Origin of the sequence: Microcoleus sp. AT8-B5 (genome assembly GCF_036705565.1) — a bacterium.
GTDB lineage: Bacteria > Cyanobacteriota > Cyanobacteriia > Cyanobacteriales > Microcoleaceae > Microcoleus.
On the sequence record NZ_JAUBUY010000003.1, the window covers coordinates 268815 to 287503 of the forward strand.

Here is an 18689-nt window from a genome sequence, read left to right on the forward strand (position 1 = left end):
ACAGTTAACACAGGCGGGACGCCCGTGCCACAGTTAACACAGGCGGGACGCCCGTGCCACACATAGTTAACACAGGCGGGACGCCCGTGCCACAGTTAACACAGGCGGGACACCCGTGCCACACACAGTTAACACAGGCGGGACGCCCGTGCCACAGTTAACACAGGCGGGACGCCCGTGCCACACATAGTTAAAATAGATAAATTTCGAGGATTAGTAAATTGCTTAAGTTTGCTGGATCGGCAGTTCCATGATAAACTCGGTTCCCTTGCAGGGTTCCGACTCGCACCGAAGCGAGCCTCGGTGATTCTCTACTAAGATTTTGTAGACAATAGACAATCCTAAACCGGTACCTTTACCGATTTCCTTGGTGGTGAAAAACTGCTCGAACATTCGCTCTTTTATCTGTGGTGTCATTCCGGTTCCCGTGTCAGCAATCCGCACTCTCACGCGATCGGGGCCAGCTAATTCTGTGCTGATAAAAATTTTTAGCGCAGCATTGGGCTGATTTTGTGCTACCTCGTCCAAAGCATCGATCGCGTTGGTAATTAGATTCATAAATACTTGATTTAGCTGTCCTGAATAACACTCTACAGGAGGCAACTTTCCATATTTTTTAATTACTTGAATGTCGCGACGATCTATTTGAGAATTGAGACGGTTTCGCAAAATTAACACGGTGCTGTCAATGCTGTCGTGCAAGTCGCACATGGTCATGTTAGTGTTATCGGTTCGCGAAAAATTGCCCATAGATTTGACAATTTCGCGAATGCGATTGGAACCCATTTGCATGGAAGACATAACTTTAGGCAAGTCTTCAACTAGAAAATCAAGATCTATCTCTGCGATTTTAGCTGTGATTTCGGGACAGGGATTTGGACAGTATTCTCGATAGAGGCGCAGCAGGTGTAGCAAATCTTGAGTATAAATTTCCGCATGGCTCAAGTTGCCGTAAATAAAACTAACTGGGTTATTAATTTCGTGGACGATACTAGCCATTAGCGCCCCCAGCGAAGACATTTTTTCGCTGTGGAGGAGTTGAGCTTGAGTTTGTTTTAGTTCGCAAAGTGCGCGATCGAGCTGGGCTGCTTGAGCTTCCGCTTTCGAGGTAGCAGCACAACTTTCTTGATAAAGTTCTACCTGTTTAAGGTCGATTTCAAATTGTTCGATTTCGCTTTCTTGCTGGTATTGACTCACTACGGCATCGAAAGCTTCTAGCAAGTCGCCGCCCGCTGCTTCGACAATGTACAGCAGGTGGGGATTTTCCAGCCTGAGTTCGGCATCAGGAACTTGCACCAAGGCTTTTATTCGATCGATATATGCGCGTACTTGTTTGTCTAAATACAGTGGTGGCTCAAAATACATGGCCTTGACGGTGGCTGAAGGGGGACTCAATAAGTTGAGGCTGCTGCTAGTATTAATTAAGTCGCGGTGGGATTTTTCCATAAGCTCGATCGCCTCTAACAAATTCCCCCGCAGCTTGGCTCTTTCTACGCCATTCTGAGAGCCAACTAACCTCATGCAAAAAAAAGCCGTTCGTTGGGAAAGCATTCGCTGGCGGCCGCTGATGTTAATTACCGCAGCACTAATTTTTCTGGCTGTCGTAATTTCTTCCAGATTAAAGTAGTTGCTCAGTGCTGCCATTGGTAATACCCCCGACTCCACTAAATGTCTGTAGCTCCTGCTGACACAAGATTTAAGAGCCATAAAAAAAATTGTATAATACACTAATCAATATATTCTGTATTTCCTAATAAAGTAGTATACTAAAACACAATTATTTTCCATTTGTGGCTTATCACAATTTTTATGATTCGGCTTCTTGCACAGTTTTTCTTAATTATTCAAAAATTCACAAGTCAACTTCGCCATAATTGGAGCTTGAGTTTGCGGCAACCCGTGAGTGGCATTGGGAATAATTGCTAACTCTGCCCCCGGTATCTTGTTAGCCTAGGTTTCACAGTGCCATAGACGAATTGTTTCGTCACTATCTGCTGCGATAACTAAGGTAGGAATTTGCAATTTGTGAATTTCTTTTTCTACTGTATCAACTGCATCTTCTGGCTGCATCCGACTCATTAACAATGACCTTGCTACTGGTTGAGATATCAACTCCCTGCGCCACCCCGAAATTTGCTGCAATTTCTCACTTTTTCCCGCTAAACTCGCAAAAGGTTTTGCCAACTGCAATGCCCAATCAACAACTGGAGTTTCCCACAATAGCGGCCGCAAAGCATCGTATTCACCGCAAAAACTGTCGTCCCGAATTCCGGCTGGTGCTGCTAACACTAAACTGCTCACAGAATTAGGATATTTGAGGGAATATGCAGATGCTACCCAACCGCCAAAAGAATGTCCGATGATGCAGCAAGGTTCGATATTTAGTTGTTCTACAACTTGCCGCACAAAAGCAACTTCTACAGCTACGTCGTAGCGGATTTCTGGTTTGCTGGATTCTCCAAAACCCAACATATCTAAACTAATGCACCGAAACTGAGATTGCAGTAACTCAATTAATGGCAGCCAGCAAGTCTTTTCTCCTAAGACACTCTGCAGCATCAATAAGAGTCTGCCGCACGCGATGTCGAGGTAGGTGGCTGTTTGGCTGCTGCTATTGACAAATGTACTTAATGTGTGCGCTTGTTCTACAGGTGCTTGAGACTGCATGGCGATCGACTCCCGATCGGTCAGGAATCTTTGTAAAGGATTGTAACAAAAAAGCAGTCCAAAGGTTAAACTTCATTACGGAGTACACAGTTAGAAATAGACCATGATATTGTCTATGATTATTAGAAAATACTACAAACCCAAAGCAGGAGAACACTTTGAACTCTACTTTAAGACAGTACCCGGCTTGCTCTCTTCGCGAAGATGTCAGTGAGTACGTAGCACACCTACAGCTTCACATGACTTTACAAGCTCGCAACTTGCTCCCTACCATTACCACCGCTAAGGATAGTCGCGAACAACTGTTGCAGCAGACTCAGGCTCATTTTGAGAAACGTGTTTCTCGACAAGCTATTTAAACAAATTTTCGGTTTCCCCAATTTACGATCGCCCGCGGTCGAACTTTCCGACATTTCAGCATCCCAGAAACCCGGTAGCCTCAACAATACCGGGTTTCTTTTCGGCTAATTATGCAGGGGGCCAGGTTTTGGGTAATATGCGTTGGGTATGCTTTAAATTTAATGTCTATGCGAATTCCGATTATTGCATTTTTGACTTTGGCTGGGCTGGCTGGCGGCGAATTGGCAGCCGGGGCGATCGATCCGAGTGCCGCACCGACTGAGGCCCAGTTTAGAGAGGGAACCGCAGAAATTGACAGGCGAGACGCCTGTCCCACAAGAGCACAGAGGGAGGAGGATGAGGTGAGTCTCACATCTGGCACCATTCTCCAGAACGGGCAAGATGCCCGGTCCACAAGAGATGAATTGTTTTGTGGAACAGGCATCTTGCCTGTTCATCAAAAGCTGATTGAAAATGGTGCAGCATCTGTCAAGAACGGTGCAGCATCTGTCCAGAACGGGCAAGATGCCCGTTCCACAAGAGATGAATTGTTTGGTGGCACAGGAATGTTGGCTGAAGTACGCGGGGCGCAGCTATCCCCTAGGGAATCGCCCTCACTCAAGTCCAACCACAATAAAGATTTTACATCTCTGTTAAAAACTCCGGCGACGATCGCGACCAACGCTGAAATCCCCGAAGCAGTAAACAGCAACGCCAGACAGCTAGGCGGTACTCTACAAATCAGTCAAGCGGGCAATGCTGAAGGCGTTTACGTTGCTGAGGTGAAAATTCGCTTTGTCAATTCCAGAGGCGAAGCTGTTGATAGAAAAGGGAATCGAATTGAGGGCAGAATTTCGGAAGATTTTATCCGAGGTGAGCTCAAACTCAAGGCGGGGGATAACTACAGCCGGGAAGTTGTACGATCGGATTTACAGCAGTTGCAGCAATTGGGATTGTTTGAGAAAGTTACGGTTTCGATCGAAGAAGTTGGCACGGATGTTAATGTAATTTACAACGTTCAAGAGCGATCGGCTCGCTCTTTTAGCGTGAGTGCCAGTCTTAGTGATGATGTTGGCGTTGCTGTTCCTCTTTCCTATACCGATCGAACTTTCGGCACCAACCCCCAGCGGCTAGCGGTGGAACTTGAACCCAGCCTCCGAGGTATCCAGTACGATGTCGAGTTTGTCAGCCCTTACGTTGCCGCCGAAGACCGTTTGGGATACAGTGTGAGAGCTTTTGGCGATCGCAGAATATCGGAAATTTTCAACAAAGATATTGATTTGCCCAACGGGAACCGAGTTCGGGAAATTCGGGTGGGGGGAAATCTCAGGTTTACCAGACCTTTGGGCGATTGGCAATCGACTTTGGGACTGAATTATACAAACATCAGTACGCGCGATCGCAACTTAAATATTGCCCGTCGCGACGAACTCGGCAATCCTCTCACATTCAGCGGCAGCGGCGTTGACGAGTTATACACTGTTTCTTTTGGTGCGATGCTCGATCGGCGGGACAATCCCTTCAACCCCACCAGCGGCTCGATTCTGAGCCTCAGCACCGAGCAGTCGATACCTCTGGGACGAGGTAACATTGTGAGTAACAGGCTGTTAGCAAATTATATACATTATGTACCAGTAACTTTGCTCGGCATCAGCGAGTCCGAAGCCTTGCCCGAAATGCTGGCTTTTAACTTGCAAGCGGGCACGGTAATCGGGGATTTGCCACCAACGGAAGCTTTTCGCCTCGGCGGTCGCAATTCTGTGCGGGGTTACGATAGCGGGGATATTGGCAGTGGCAGGAGTTATTTTTTAGCTTCGGGTGAATATCGGTTTCCTGTCGGGAGGGATGTTGGCGGCGTGATATTTGCTGATTTTGCGTCGGATTTGGGAACGGGAGATAGTGTACTGGGAAAACCGGCCGTAGTCAGGGACAAACCGGGGACTGGGGCGGGTGTTGGGCTGGGTGTGAGGGTGCGATCGTCCTTTGGATTAATTCGCTTAGATATGGCTGTTAGCGACTCCGGCGACCTCAAACTTATACTCGGTACAAAGCAGCGATTTTAAATTAGTCATCAGTCGCGAGTTAACTGTAGGGGCGGGTTTTACCAACAATATTTGATAACCGCAAACAATCTTGTAAACCCGCCCCCACACCACCGATAACCCAGATTAACCTGATATTCGAGCGAATCCAAAAAATGTAGATTCGGATTTGCCGCCCAAGTGGGGGCGGGTTTATTATATTGTTGGTTTCTGGCATAGATGATTGGTAAAACCCGCCCCTACAGGATGCGTGAAGATACAAGAAGCGATTTCAATCGCCAGTTGCTAAAAAAGGTTTCAGCCTACGGTTTTAAACAGCGGGGTGTCTGCTATGTCTGCTAAAAATTGGGCGAGTTGTCGATCGAATAATTGAGTTTGATTTCTTTCGTCAACCCAACCTCCACAGTTTGTGGTAGTAATTGAAATGGAGTGAAATATAGCACCTCGGTAAGGACACCACAATGTGGGTTCCCTACTGGGTTGTAAGCAATTTACAATTGCTATATTTATGCTCGTAAATGCTTAACGCTTTGGTTTCTTTACATCAACAGTTTTCGGCTTAGCCGCCGGAGTGCGCGGATAAAACTTAAACTTATTGAGCGCAGCACTTGCCGATTTAGCCACACCGCTATCTATATCTCGCAAAGCTTTTTGTAGCAGCGGAATCACTTTTTCCGACTTAATCATTGCTAGTGCTTCCACAGCAGCTTCGCGCACCTCCGGGTGAATATCTTGAGCTAATTTTCCCAAGGTTTCTATTGCTCGCTGACCTTCGGATCTCAGAGCATTAGCAGCAGCCATTTTACCTAAAGCAGACGCTGCAAACTTCCGGGTTTCTTTGTCCTGACTTTGAACACATCCCATCAACTGCGGTAGGGAATAGCTTGGTGCTTGTCTGGTAATTGGAAGCTGTTGTTCGACTTCGGGTTGATGTAAATCAATGGGTTGTGGTTCTGAAAAACCTGTGTAATTTAACTCTTCTTCAACTTCTGTTTGATTTAACTCACTTGACAGTTCCTGCCAAACTTCTTCTTGTGATACACCTTCGGCAAATTCTGTTGAATTTAACTGACTAAACTGCTGCTCCGGGACTTCTTGTTGTACATTACTCTCGTACTGCTCTTGCAAAGACCTGATAGTAGCTTGCATCTGAGCTTCGTGAGCTCTCAACTGCTCGTGAGCCGCTTGCAACTGACTCTCGTATTGCTCTTGCAAAGCCTCCATATTTAACTGCAGCTCAACCTCGCGGTTCTCATATTCCTCGGCAGTTTGCCTCAAGCGAATTTCGTGTTCATTTTGCAAGTTTTGCAAATGTTGCTCCATCTGAGCTTGATAATTTAGATGCAATTCGTCAGCAACTCTGAGTAAGTGATGTTCGTGTTCGGCTTGCAAAGATTGGATATTTTGCTGCATCCTAGCATTGTTAGCGGCTTCTAATTCCTCGCTGATTTGTCGTCGCAGCTCGTACTCGTCTACGCTGGCAAGTGGTTGGACCTGACTCTCGCGTTCGGCCAAAACTTGTTGGAGCTGACTGTCGCGTTCTGCCAAAACTTGTTGGAGCTGATTTTCATATTGAGCCGCAACTTGTTTGAGCTGGTTTTCGTATTGGGTAGTAACTTGTCTGAGTAAATTTTCGTGTTCGATAGTAGCTTTTCTAAGCTGATTTTCCCGTTCTCCTTTCTGAGATTCTACAGCTTGTTGCACCCGAGACATCTGAGCTAATTCTATTTCCTCAGTAATTCTGCGAGTTTGCTGCAAGTATTCTTGCTTTTGCTTCTTTAAGCGCTTTTCCACTAACCAGTAAGCAACTGCTACCCCTGCCAAAAAACCTACGATCGCTCCGATGATACCCACAACTGAGATCCTCCCGACAAAATAGTGATGCTGGACTTTTTACATTTAACCATATAGCCTCCTGTAACCGCCCAGTAGCAACAGCCAGGCTGTCACTGCGAGCCAGTGAAGCGCCACCGCAGGCCAGATAGAACCGCTTTGCAGGTATGCGAGGGAGCACGCAACTCCCAAAATTGCCGCCAGTAGCAAAAATACTGGATTCATAAAGGTCGATCGACCAACCGGGTAAAAAGTCAGCGCGTTCAGCGGGTGGTAAACTACAAAAACCGCCAAACTCGCACATCCCCAAAACCACAGCATTAACCCAGAAGCCTTCTCAAACGGGTGCGGCAGCATTAACACCCGGAACAATAACTCCTCGGTGATGCCCGGACTTAACAAACAGCCAACGAGCACTCCCACAATTGTACGCCGAGAGGTTTGCACGTCTACTTTTAGAAATCCTGACCAAAAACCAATGGAAAGAGCGATCGAAGTGTAAACCAGCGCGAGCATAGCTGCAACCAGCCAATCAGTGACATCGGGAATAGTTGAAAAAGCCAGGGTGACGCGGCGTATCAGGAATCCCGGCAGCACCATCGCGCTAAAATTTAACATAATCAAACCGATCCTTAAAATTTTCAAACAGATGTTAGCAGTAAGTTGAGCCGTTTATTATGCAAAACCAATCATTGCCGCCCGTCAGAGTCCGCGTTTTTGTTTCGGGATTAGTTCAAGGAGTAGGATACCGATATTCAACGAAGAATCAAGCAAAGTATTTCGGCCTGGGCGGCTGGGTAAGAAATCTCCCCGACGGGCGCGTCGAAGCTGTCTTTGAAGGCTCCAAAAAAGCTGTTGAACAAATGATTAGTTGGTGCCGAGGCGGCCCCAGCGGTGCTAGGGTGAGCGAGTTGGTTTTGGAATACGAAGACCCGGAAGGCGATTCCCTTGGCGATAGCTCCGCCGCGCGTACTTTTGAGATCCGGCGATAAAAGAATAAGGAATGAGAATTAAATAACTTCCACTCTTGAAAGTGGGATGGGCGGGACGCCCGTCCTTTTTGGACGGGCGTCCCGCCCATCCCACAATAACAATTAAAATTGTAAGTTATTTAATTCGCGATCCTAAACGGCATAGACTGCGGTTGAAATTGCTACTGTAGAAACGAGTTCTGCCTTGTATAAGGCAGGCTTCGCTCGCGCAGACTAAAGAATGAATCGCATAAAAAGCGCGAATTTGGTATTGCCAATTTACAGCGTATTCCAGGTTTATGAACTACACCCCAGAAACCGGGTTTCTTTACAGTTCTCGTATCATTAGTGATACTGTTTAAGAAACCCGGTTTCTCGCGTTCTACATTTACATGAAATATGCTGTATCAATGATTAGCAAGTTGACTTAAATTAGCAAACAACTGAGCAACTTTGGTCAAATCTTTATCTCCCGGCGCTATTTCTACGCCGCTAGAAAGGTCAACACCGCTGAAGTTATTGCCGATCGCGCTATCAATTGCATTTAAAATATTATCGGGTGTTAAACCGCCCGCCAGCAGCCAAGGACACGGCGGTCTAAACTCTGATAACATCATCCAGTCGATCGTTTTACCAGTACCGCCCAATTGCCCTGGATGGTAAGCATCCAGCAGTAAAGTATCGACACGAACAGCATAAACAGCAGCGGTGGCTAAAGTTTCAGGAGTCTTAACTCTCAGGGCTTTAATAATTTCAATTCCCGGCAAAAACTCCCGCAGTCGATCGCAATATTCCGCTGTTTCATCTCCATGCAACTGCACCCCGCTTAAATTTGACTCTGCCGCTACTTGACAGATATTTTCTATTGTGGTGTTGGCAAAAACGCCGATGCGATCGACATTTTCCGGCAATTGCTCGACAATCAGGCGAATTGTTTCTGGGCTGACATAGCGGGGGGAAGCCGGCACACAGATAAACCCCAAAGCCTGGGCTCCCAAGCGGGCGATCGCAATTCCTTGGTCTAATTTAGTGATTCCGCAAATTTTAACCCGCACTCCGATTCCTCCGTTCCGAATTTGTATCAAAATATAAACGAATTGTTAACTATTAAAACAAATCTTAGTTTAATGCAAACCGCTTTTTATAATCTGGGAAATCAATTTATCTGTGAAATCAGGAAATAAGAACATGATCACCTCATCTTTGCTGTTAGCCGTACAATCTACCGCTCCCTCAACACCGGAGTGGTCGCCACTGGTAGGACTGACAATGATTTTATGCAATTTGCTGGCGATCACGATCGGCTACTACGGCATCTCCAAGCAAAACCGAGGCAAGGGCCCAGCTTTACCCGTGGCACTCCCTGGAATGTTCAAAGGCTTCGGCGTACCAGAATTGCTGGCAACAGCCAGCTTCGGCCACTTGCTCGGAGCCGGAGTAATCTTGGGCTTGGGTAACGCCGGAGTTCTGTAAAAATCAGGGGAAAGGCAAAGGCAAGGGGTGAGAAAAGATATAATAGAAACTCTTTCTTGCTCTCCTTTCCCAGGAAAATTCATGCAGACAGGTTGGCGAATCGGCTCTTTATTTGGCATCCCCCTAGTTATAGATTATTCGTGGTTTATAATTTTAGCCTTAGCAACCCGCGAATACGCCAGCAGTTACCGCCTGTGGGGGCCTGCGCTCTCCTGGAGTGCGGGGTTAGCAATAGCTCTGCTACTGTTTGCTTCCGTGCTCTTGCACGAACTCGGACACAGCTTGGCGGCGATATCGCAAGGCATTAAAGTTAATTCTATTACCTTATTCTTATTTGGCGGAGTAGCTTCGATCGACTCGGAATCCAAAACTCCCGGTCAAGCTTTTCAAGTAGCCATTGCCGGCCCTCTAGTCAGCTTTGCGCTGTTTTTAATCCTCGGTTTGGGTTCTCAAGTTCTTCCCCCGCAAAGTTTGCTAGCAATTGTCACCGAAAGGGTAGCACTAATCAATCTCGTTTTGGGATTATTTAACTTAATTCCCGGTCTGCCTTTGGATGGAGGACAAGTTTTAAAAGCAGCAATTTGGAAAATCACCGGATCTCGATTTGCCGGCGTTCGCTGGGCGGCAAAAACAGGACAAGTTTTAGGTTGGCTGGCTGTTGCTTTGGGTCTGAGTTTATGCTTTTTAGCGCGGGAGTACGGCGGCTTGTGGATTGCACTGATTGGCTGGTTTGGCATTCGCAATGCCACTGCTTATAGCCAAGTTACTTCGCTGCAAGAAGCCCTGCTCAAAATTAAAGCCAGCGATGCGATGAGTCGCGAGTTTCGAGTTGTAGATGCAGATTTGACTCTGCGAGAATTTGCCGATCGATATTTGTTAGAAGTCAATCCGTTTCCATTTTATATTGCTGCGACCAACGGCCGGGATTTGGGCTTAGTGTCGATCGACGATATTCGCTTCACAGAACGCAGTCAATGGCAAATTCAGACTTTGCACAACATTTTGAAACCCCTGGGAAAAACCCCCACAGTCTCCGAAAAAGCCTCCCTTGCAGAAGTAATTAACAGCATGGAAGCCCGTCAACTCCCCCGAATCATCGTCCTCTCGCCGATTGGTTCAGTAGTGGGGACGCTCGATCGGGGCGACGTGGTTAAAGTTTTAGCAAAATACCTCAAACCACAGATTTCAATGGCCGACATCAAGCGCAGCAAAGAAGAAAACAGCTATCCGCAGGGATTGCAATTAAGTGCGATCGCCAAAACTGCACAAGAAAACTAAAAATTTGGCATCAGTAAGGGGCATCAGCGATCGGTTAAGATGTAGCATACTTTGTGACTCAGGGTTGAAACACTAAATTTTATGCCCCAATTCTTTAAGAGAATTTATCATAAATTTGCGGAGGGACTTGGGAAAAATTTAACTTATTTATTCCCCAACGCTGACTTGCAACCTGTTGCTATCATCTGGATTGTCGTGACCGGAACTCTATTGGGAGTGAGGCATTTAGGCGGGTTGCAGCCACTAGAATTAAATGCTTACGACCTCATGGTGCAGTTGGGGCAAGATCGCGGCCCTGACCCCAGGTTGCTGATAGTTGAAATCACCGATCGGGACATTAGTGCTTTAAACAGATGGCCAATTTCCGATCGCGTTTTAGCAAAAGCGATCGGCGAAATAGCGCGTTTGGAACCCACAGCTATTGGTCTCGATATAATTCGTGATATTCCCTACGAACCGGGAAATGCAGAATTAGCCACTCAACTGAAAAACCCCAAAGTCTTTCCCATTACCTTCATCGGCTCCTTAAAGTACGATCGAGTCCAGCCACCTCCCAACATACCAGACAAGCGGGTAGGATTTAACGATTTGTATCTCGATCCAGATGGTATAGTGCGTCGTAATGTGATGTCTATTGGCGATGGTAAAAACACGTTTTATTCATTTCCCTCCAGGCTAGCTTTTGCATATTTTGATAGCAAAAATATAGAATATAAAGCTACAGAAAACAATGAATTCTTAGTAGATAAAACAGTATTTTCAAAGTTGCGCTCAAACTCAGGAGGTTATCAAAACATTCCTGCCCAAGGCTATCAAATATTGCTCACTTACCGCTCTCCTAAAAAGATAGCAGAAACCGTGACCATAACTCAAGTTTTGGAGGGCAAAGTAGACCCCAACTTGGTAAAAGATAAAATAGTCTTAATCGGGGTGACAGCCCCAACAGTAAAAGATATTTTTTCTACCCCTTACAGCGCTACTAAAAACGGTAATATCCCGACGCCTGGGGTATTAATTCACGCAACGGCCACCAGCCAAATTCTCAGTGCAGTTTTAGACGGCCAAGGGCTATTTTGGTATTGGGATGAATGGCAAGAAATCCTCTGGATTGTGGTTTGGAGTGCAGTGGGTGGCTGTTTAGCTTGGCGGCTAGAAAAAGCGCTGAATTTGATCGCGATCGCGATCGTAGCTTGCGGCTCATTATTCGGATTCACCTTTTTCCTCTTCCTACAACAGGGGTGGATACCTCTAATTGCTCCAGCCCTTGCCCTTTTAATCACCGCAGGAGTCGCAGTTACCTATAAATACGAGCAGTCGAGACAACAGCAAGGGATTGTGATGAAATTATTAGGACAACAAACTTCACCCGCGATCGCAAATGCCCTGTGGAAAGAGCGCGTCCATCTGCTCGAATCAGGGTTATTGCCAGGGCAAAAAGTTACTGCTACGATCGTCCTCACCGACGTGCAGGGTTTTAGTACAATCTCCGAAAAACTCGCGCCAGAAGTGGTAATGAGTTGGTTAAATGAGTATTTATCAGCAATGGCCCAAGAAGTCCAAGCACATCAAGGCGTGATTAATAAATTTACCGGAGATGGAATGCTGGCAGTATTTGGCGTACCCATTCCCCGCACCACTCGCGAAGAAATTGCAGAAGATGCTCGCCTCGCCGTATCTTGCGCTTTAGCTATAAGTTCGCGCTTGCCAGAAATGAATCAAAATTGGCTCACACGCGGTTTACCGGCCGTAAAAATGCGAGTAGGCATCTTTACAGGGCCTGTGATGGTGGGTAGTCTGGGAGGCACAACCCGTTTAGAATATGGAGTGATCGGCGACAGCGTAAATATTGCCTCTCGCCTAGAAAGCTGCGAAAAGGAGCGGCACGAGGACACTTGCCGGATATTGATTGCAGAAGAAACCTTTGTGCATTTGGCCGACAAATTTGAGGTAGAATCTTGGGGAGCTTTGCCTTTAAGAGGTAGGGAACAAAAAGTTAATGTCTACCGGGTTTTGGGAAGGAAAAAGAAATAAAAAGAGAGAATCTCTCCCTACAAATTCATGGAGTTAATGTGAAAACAATTACTAAGTTTCTCATCAATCTGATATCAGTTGGCTCAATAGTATTGATAGCCACACTTAACATTTCTCAATTGGCAGTTGTGGGACAGCCCAGCATAAACACACCTGACCGCCCACCCAACCCTATACCGGGAGGGCCGCGCTTCATTCCGCCTACTGAAGATATAGATAATTGGCCCCCCACTCAACCGAGACGGCCTGTGCGCGGTGGCTGCGCGAGCATTAGTCAGCTAGGTCTCACAGCCTTAGTGCCTAAAAATAAGATGGGACGGACTGTTTCCGACTATCCAACGTTCTTTTTCTACTTGCCTCAAACAGAGGCCGAATCAGCCGAATTTATCCTACAAGATGAAAGCGGCAAGGAGATTTATAAACAGGAGCTCACAATTAGCAATTTATCAGGGGTAATCGGCGTTAGTATCCCCGCCAACCAAAATGTGCCGCCCTTGGAAGTAGGCAAAAGTTACACTTGGAATTTTACAGTGATTTGCGACTCTCTAGACCGATCGGCAGATCAGATAGAAATCGGTACGGTACGGCGAGTTGAACTCAGTGAAGATATCCGCCGTCAATTAGATCAGGCAGATCCGCGCCAGAAAACCGTTATTTATGCTGAAAATGGGATTTGGCAAGATGCCCTCAGCACCCTAGCTGCCGCTCGCCGCGATCAGCCTAATGATACAACGTTCAAGGCTGATTGGGAAAGCTTGCTGGATTCTGTGAAATTGGGCGAAATTGCCAAAGAGCCGATCGTTCAAATTCCGCCACAGCCCTAAGCGGTACTGCATTTAAATTTAACTTTTTTGGCGTCGGATCAACGGCCCGGAAAACTTTTAATAAAAATAACTGTACAAGTTTTTAACTTGTATCAGTAACAGCCAAGATGGCTATTCTACAGCAAATAATTTTTCTTGTGGAACGGCCATCTTGGCTGTTCCCAAAAGGCGGTATACCCACAATAGTTATCCCAGAAAGCTCTTGTGGAACGGCCATCTTGGCTGTTCCCAAAAGGTAGCAGGAAAGCCCACCCCAAATATGCAGGTTAAAAAATGTGAAACACTTGATTACTTGTTAATTCCAAAATATCCTGCCATTCCCGATCCGAAAGTGGCTGCACCTCCAAATCAATTTCAAAACAGCGACAAGCCGCCGCACTCAAAACATCAATTACAGTGGCCATCAAATCATCTCCCCCTTGAGATAGAGGTAATTGCACAGGAATTAATTGCTCCCCAAACACTTGAGAAAACAAACAAACATCCGGCTGCAAACGCATCGAACCGTGCTGCAAAATTGCATCACCCCTGCGTAATTGCGCGCTACCAATTAACTTGCAGCCATCAGCGGTAACTAAATCCGCACCCGTCGCAGTACCAAAACAATTCGGATTGTGAATATAACCCCTTCCAGCTTCCCCATAGTGCAAATCCAAACCCATCGCCCTCCAACCCTCAATCAAAAACTCGCAAATAGTCTGATAAGCTTTCATACGGCTGCTTCCAAACCCCGACGCCACAACTGCATAAGTTAAATCCCCTTGATGCAGCACGGCGCGCCCGCCGCTGGGCCTCCTCACCAAATCCACAGGCATTCCCTCCCAAGACAACTGCTGCCAAAACTCCGGCCATCGGCGCTGGTGGTAGCCCAAGGAAATCGCCGTCGGTTGCCAAGTGTAAAATCGCAGAGTTGGCGGATGTTTGCCCGCTAGATGCTGTTCCAGTAGCCATTGGTCGATCGCCATCTGCACGCTACCAGACGCCGACAACAGTGGAATCAAACGCCATACAGAATTAGCCATCAGCCCCCAGTCCTTAGTTTCTACTCAATAATTCGCAGAATGTTTTAAAATTAGTAACAGTTTTTTGGGCCTGTCTTCTAAGTTGGTGCAAGTTTCACGCCAGCCGGTGCTTTAGAAATAAATAGAAAAAATAATCGCAGAACCATGAGCAACAGTGTAATTGTCATTAACGACGAAAAATTTGAAACAGAAGTCCTGAAAGCAGAGCAACCAGTGCTTGCCTATTTTTGGGCTACTTGGTGCGGGCCTTGCAAACTGATCGCGCCTTCGATAGACTGGGTGGCGGCCAACTACAGCGATCGGCTGAAAGTGGTTAAAATGGAAATTGACCCCAATCCTAATACTGTCAAGCAGTATAAAGTAGAAGGAGTCCCAGCTCTCCGGCTGTTTAAAAATGCCGAAGTAGTGCTTTCTCACGAGGGAGCCATTACTAAACAAACTTTGATCGGTTTGCTCGACGCTCACTTATAAAGTTTGGAAATGATTCGGGAGTTTCCAACTCCCAACTTACAATTATAACAAGCACAAATATTTTTTTAACACCTCTCTTTTCTCCTCGATATTCCTCTCTGACTCTGCGCCCTCTGCGCTCTCTGTGGTTAGTAAAAAAAATAATTTAGCTAATATAAAAATAGTCCTTAAAAATCCACAAAAATATAGAAAATATGCAATTTGCTAAACGTTTAGAACCACTGCAATTTAATGTATTTGCCGATATGGATCGGGCAAAAGCTCAAGCTAGAGCAGCGGGGCAGAATGTGATTGACTTGTCTCTGGGTTCTTCGGATTTGCCGGCGGCTGCTCACATTACAGATGCGATCGCACATTCTCTGTCCGACACCAGCACCCACGGCTATTTGCTATTTAACGGCACAAGAGATTTTCGGGAAGCAGCAGCTATTTGGTACGAGAAAAAATTTGGAATAGCAGTCAATCCAGAAACAGAAGTGCTGCCGTTAATTGGTTCCCAAGAAGGCACAGCGCATATGCCTTTAGCTGTACTCAACCCCGGAGATTTTGCTTTGTTGCTAGATCCGGGCTATCCTTCCCACGCGGGCGGTGTGCATTTGGCCGGCGGTCAAATTTATCCGATGCCGATATTAGCAGAAAATGCGTTTTTGCCGATATTTGAAGATATTCCGACAGCAGTGTTGGCTGAGTCGAAGATGATGGTTTTGAGCTATCCTCACAATCCTACAACTGCGATCGCCCCGGTTGCTTTTTTTGAGAAAGCCGTGGCTTTTTGTCGGGAACATCGGCTGGTTTTGGTGCACGATTTCCCTTATGTAGATTTGGTGTTTGACGATTCCGTAGGGGCGGTGCCCCCGTGCCCGCCCTCTGGGATCGAGGAAAACCGCAAATTGATGGCACCGTCAATCTTTCAGGCGGATCGAGATAAGAGTGTGGCGATCGAGTTTTTTACACTATCCAAATCCTACAGTATGGGAGGTTTTCGAGTCGGATATGCGATCGGCAATTCCGAACTAATTGCAGCCCTGCGACAGGTAAAAGCCGCAGTGGACTTCAACCAATACCGAGGGATTTTGAACGGAGCGATCTCCGCATTAACAGGCCCTCAAGATACCGTCAGAACCAGCGTAGAAACCTTCAGAAAACGGCGGGATGCCTTTGTAAACGCGCTACAGAGCATCGGCTGGCAAGTACCCGTACCCCCCGCCACCATGTACGTCTGGGCGAAACTGCCGGAACCTTGGGCCCAAGATTCCGTGAAATTTTGCACTCAGCTAGTACAGAGTACAGGAGTCGCAGCTTCCCCCGGTGCCGGTTTCGGGAAATCAGGAGAAGGCTACGTGCGATTTGCCTTAGTCGAGTCGCCAGCAATTTTGGAAGCAGCAGTTAGAAAAATTGCTGAGTTTCTAAATTGAGTACACGCCTACGGCGAGCGCCGTAGGCGTGTCAACTTAAGCTTTTAGTCCGCCAGTCCTCCGGCTCACCCGGCACTCTTCGCCAGGGAATGATCTTCCACAGGGCTTATAGCTAAAGTCCTATCAAAGAGGACTGAAAAACTCATTAGTCGTCTTCAGACGACTTTAGCTTTGAGGCAGGGGTTTCAACCCCTGTCGGACTGTCGGACTATCGGTTGCACGTTAAGTTGACACCTACGGGTACGGCGCTTTCCCTACAGGGGTTAAAACCCCTGCCGGACTGGGGTTTTGACGTTTTTGGACACAGGAAGAAGGGCACGGCGTCTAAGCGCTTACCCGTAGCTTCAGATGGATGCAATGGCTAAAATAGTGTGATTTCTACCTAAAGGACTAGATATTTGCACGCAGTATCTGTCAGAATCTTTTTTAAGAAATGTTAACGTGAGATATCTTGGGAATTACCAGTTCCGCTCACCCACTCTAAAAATCCTTGAAGTGAATTCTGTCGGGGTAGCGATTGTTCCGTAGCGGCGAGCACACACCCGAAAAAGACCACACTGCCCAAAATTGCAATCAGCGGCAAAGGCTTACCCAGCCCAAAGTCCCGCTGAATCCGAGCTAAGGGTCTGCTCTCGCGCCTGAGCATCTTTCCTACCGTCAGTTGTTTGAGACTAAAAGGATCGCGCACAAAATGACCGCTCCAGCTAATTACCATATGAGAATGGCAGTGGGGGCAAGTGAATAGTCCACTGACCATCCCGACGGGGCCTACGACGCTGGAACGGTTGCAGATCGGGCAAGTGACAGAATGAGTGTTATAGGTGGGAGCGTTCATAACTGTTTTTCTTGAGTAAAAAAAACTAACAAGTAATTGGGAGCCTGTGTTAACGCTTAAGGTATAGACCTTGAGAGGCACTTTTCCTTAATTCCTAGTTTACCGCTCCAATCGGGTCGATCGGAGCTCACTGCTTGGGAAAACCTGCAAATTGCCAATCCCGCAACGAGTGCAAGTCTGGAGCACAGGTGAGATTATATTGCAAAGGAGTTACGGTTATTCTGTTGTCGCGAATAGCTTGTACGTCTGTAGGAATATCATGTGGCACCGCCGAATCGGCGATTTCTTCTACATCTTCTAACAATTCCCCAGCCAGCCAATAATAAGTTTTGCCGCGCGGATCGGTGCGCTTTTGAAATATGTCGAAATAGCGGCGAATGCCTTGACGGGCGATCGCAACTCCGGTAATTTCTGCTTGTGAGACTGCCGGTATGTTGACATTCAACAGCATCGGTTTCGCCATTGGCTGTTTTTCCAACTGTGCCAGCAAGCTGACAGCGAAATCCACCGCCGGCCCAAATTCCTGCGAAGTAAAGCTCGCGAGGCTGAAAGCAATGCTGGGAATACCTTCCATAATTCCTTCCATTGCTGCCGAAACCGTGCCCGAACAGATGATATCCGTGCCTAAATTGGGCCCGTGGTTGATACCGGAAAGGACAAAATCTGGCGGTTTGTCAAGTAAAGCCCACAAAGCAAGTTTCACGCAGTCGGCGGGAGTACCCGAACAGGCCCAAGCTTGGACTGCGGGCTCAAAAATAGATTCGACAATTTCGGCGCGGATGGGTTGGTGCAGGGTTAGGCCGTGGCCGGTAGCGGAGCGCTCTCTGTCGGGACAAACTACGCTCACATCGTGGCCAGCGGCGGCGAGAGCGTTGGCGAGGCTACGGATGCCTTGTGCAAAGATGCCGTCGTCGTTGCTAATTAAAAGTTTCATTGAAATTTTTATAGGCCTTATAGCAATCTTAAACTAGATTCAACTAGGGCGATCGCTCTAACCTCGAATTACCTATTACAAATTATCCGTAACTGCCTAAAATCTCAAATCTAAAATCTAAAATCAACAAGCTGTAGAGCCAAAATTGCGCTAAACCCAACTTGGCCCAAAACAGCCATCAATCTAAAATCTCAAATCTAAAATCTAAAATCAACAAGACTGTCGAGCCAAAATTGCGCTAAACCCAACTTGACCACAAACAGCCATCAATCTAAAATCTCAAATCTAAAATCAACAAGCTGTAGAGCCAAAATTGCGCTAAACCCAACTTGGCCCAAAACAGCCATCAATCTAAAATCTCAAATCTAAAATCTAAAATCAACAAGACTGTCGAGCCAAAATTGCGCTAAACCCAACTTGACCACAAACAGCCATCAATCTAAAATCTCAAATCTAAAATCAACAAGCTGTAGAGCCAAAATTGCGCTAAACCCAACTTGGCCCAAAACAGCCATCAATCTAAAATCTCAAATCTAAAATCTAAAATCAACAAG

The 18689-nt window shown here is 46.7% G+C and carries 17 protein-coding genes; 9 read left to right on the top strand and 8 right to left on the bottom strand.

Translation table 11 applies throughout. From position 1 onward, the window contains the following. Nucleotides 1–225 precede the first annotated feature (225 nt). Both QUB39_RS03940 and QUB39_RS03945 read right to left on the bottom strand, forming a co-directional pair. Nucleotides 226–1707: an ATP-binding protein gene (locus QUB39_RS03940; protein WP_333052956.1), complete on the bottom strand. Its 1482-nt coding sequence runs from the start codon at nucleotides 1705–1707 to the stop codon at nucleotides 226–228. 243 nt (nucleotides 1708–1950) lie between these two features. Next, nucleotides 1951–2667 (bottom strand): alpha/beta fold hydrolase, encoded by a 717-nt coding sequence (locus QUB39_RS03945; RefSeq protein ID WP_333211037.1) that lies wholly within the window; start codon nucleotides 2665–2667, stop codon nucleotides 1951–1953. A gap of 158 nt (nucleotides 2668–2825) precedes the next feature. Here QUB39_RS03945 and QUB39_RS03950 point away from each other — a divergent pair, with 158 nt between their 5' ends. Together QUB39_RS03950 and QUB39_RS03955 are read left to right on the top strand one after the other, a co-directional pair. Next, a complete protein-coding gene (locus QUB39_RS03950) occupies nucleotides 2826–3026 on the top strand; it encodes a hypothetical protein (RefSeq protein WP_333052954.1) in 201 nt (66 codons plus the stop codon). 162 nt (nucleotides 3027–3188) lie between these two features. After that, nucleotides 3189–5069, top strand: coding sequence for a BamA/TamA family outer membrane protein (locus tag QUB39_RS03955; protein WP_333211035.1), 1881 nt, complete (start codon nucleotides 3189–3191; stop codon nucleotides 5067–5069). A 501-nt stretch (nucleotides 5070–5570) separates the two neighbouring features. Here QUB39_RS03955 and QUB39_RS03960 read toward each other — a convergent pair. Both QUB39_RS03960 and QUB39_RS03965 read right to left on the bottom strand, forming a co-directional pair. Further along, on the bottom strand, nucleotides 5571–6902 hold the full coding sequence (locus QUB39_RS03960) for a HEAT repeat domain-containing protein (RefSeq protein ID WP_333052951.1): 1332 nt from the start codon (nucleotides 6900–6902) through the stop codon (nucleotides 5571–5573). Between the two features lie 45 nt (nucleotides 6903–6947). Next, nucleotides 6948–7499, bottom strand: coding sequence for a CPBP family glutamic-type intramembrane protease (locus QUB39_RS03965; protein ID WP_333052950.1), 552 nt, complete (start codon nucleotides 7497–7499; stop codon nucleotides 6948–6950). Nucleotides 7500–7558: 59 nt separating this feature from the next. Between QUB39_RS03965 and QUB39_RS03970 the strand changes: the two genes are divergently transcribed. Continuing rightward, entirely contained in the window at nucleotides 7559–7873 is a 315-nt protein-coding gene (locus QUB39_RS03970) for an acylphosphatase (protein ID WP_333052949.1), read from the top strand. A gap of 386 nt (nucleotides 7874–8259) precedes the next feature. On the opposite strand, the gene QUB39_RS03975 is transcribed toward QUB39_RS03970, so the two are convergent. Continuing rightward, nucleotides 8260–8907 carry a phosphoribosylanthranilate isomerase gene (locus QUB39_RS03975; RefSeq protein ID WP_333052948.1) on the bottom strand — a complete coding sequence of 216 codons (648 nt, stop codon included), beginning with the start codon at nucleotides 8905–8907 and terminating at the stop codon, nucleotides 8260–8262. Between the two features lie 133 nt (nucleotides 8908–9040). Between QUB39_RS03975 and psaK the strand changes: the two genes are divergently transcribed. From psaK to QUB39_RS03995, 4 genes are all read left to right on the top strand, one after another. After that, entirely contained in the window at nucleotides 9041–9325 is a 285-nt protein-coding gene (gene psaK / locus QUB39_RS03980) for a photosystem I reaction center subunit PsaK (RefSeq protein ID WP_333040629.1), read from the top strand. Nucleotides 9326–9406: 81 nt separating this feature from the next. Then, complete coding sequence (locus QUB39_RS03985) at nucleotides 9407–10603, top strand: site-2 protease family protein (protein WP_333211032.1); 1197 nt, start codon at nucleotides 9407–9409, stop codon at nucleotides 10601–10603. Nucleotides 10604–10684: 81 nt separating this feature from the next. Continuing rightward, nucleotides 10685–12634: an adenylate/guanylate cyclase domain-containing protein gene (locus tag QUB39_RS03990; protein ID WP_333211030.1), complete on the top strand. Its 1950-nt coding sequence runs from the start codon at nucleotides 10685–10687 to the stop codon at nucleotides 12632–12634. A gap of 38 nt (nucleotides 12635–12672) precedes the next feature. Then, complete coding sequence (locus QUB39_RS03995; protein WP_333052943.1) at nucleotides 12673–13458, top strand: DUF928 domain-containing protein; 786 nt, start codon at nucleotides 12673–12675, stop codon at nucleotides 13456–13458. A 266-nt stretch (nucleotides 13459–13724) separates the two neighbouring features. On the opposite strand, the gene QUB39_RS04000 is transcribed toward QUB39_RS03995, so the two are convergent. Next, nucleotides 13725–14480, bottom strand: a complete 756-nt coding sequence (locus tag QUB39_RS04000) for a biotin/lipoate A/B protein ligase family protein (protein ID WP_333052941.1) — start codon at nucleotides 14478–14480, stop codon at nucleotides 13725–13727. Between the two features lie 144 nt (nucleotides 14481–14624). On the opposite strand from QUB39_RS04000, the gene QUB39_RS04005 reads away from it, so the two are divergent. Both QUB39_RS04005 and QUB39_RS04010 read left to right on the top strand, forming a co-directional pair. After that, a complete protein-coding gene (locus QUB39_RS04005) occupies nucleotides 14625–14951 on the top strand; it encodes a thioredoxin domain-containing protein (RefSeq protein ID WP_333052940.1) in 327 nt (108 codons plus the stop codon). A gap of 194 nt (nucleotides 14952–15145) precedes the next feature. After that, nucleotides 15146–16366: an LL-diaminopimelate aminotransferase gene (locus QUB39_RS04010; RefSeq protein WP_333211028.1), complete on the top strand. Its 1221-nt coding sequence runs from the start codon at nucleotides 15146–15148 to the stop codon at nucleotides 16364–16366. Between the two features lie 436 nt (nucleotides 16367–16802). Here the strand turns inward: QUB39_RS04010 and QUB39_RS04015 are convergent, their stop codons facing one another. Continuing rightward, nucleotides 16803–17201 carry a hypothetical protein gene (locus tag QUB39_RS04015; protein WP_333052937.1) on the bottom strand — a complete coding sequence of 133 codons (399 nt, stop codon included), beginning with the start codon at nucleotides 17199–17201 and terminating at the stop codon, nucleotides 16803–16805. 127 nt (nucleotides 17202–17328) lie between these two features. Next, nucleotides 17329–18135 (bottom strand): 5'/3'-nucleotidase SurE, encoded by an 807-nt coding sequence (gene surE, locus QUB39_RS04020; protein ID WP_333052936.1) that lies wholly within the window; start codon nucleotides 18133–18135, stop codon nucleotides 17329–17331. Between the last annotated feature and the right edge of the window lie 554 nt (nucleotides 18136–18689).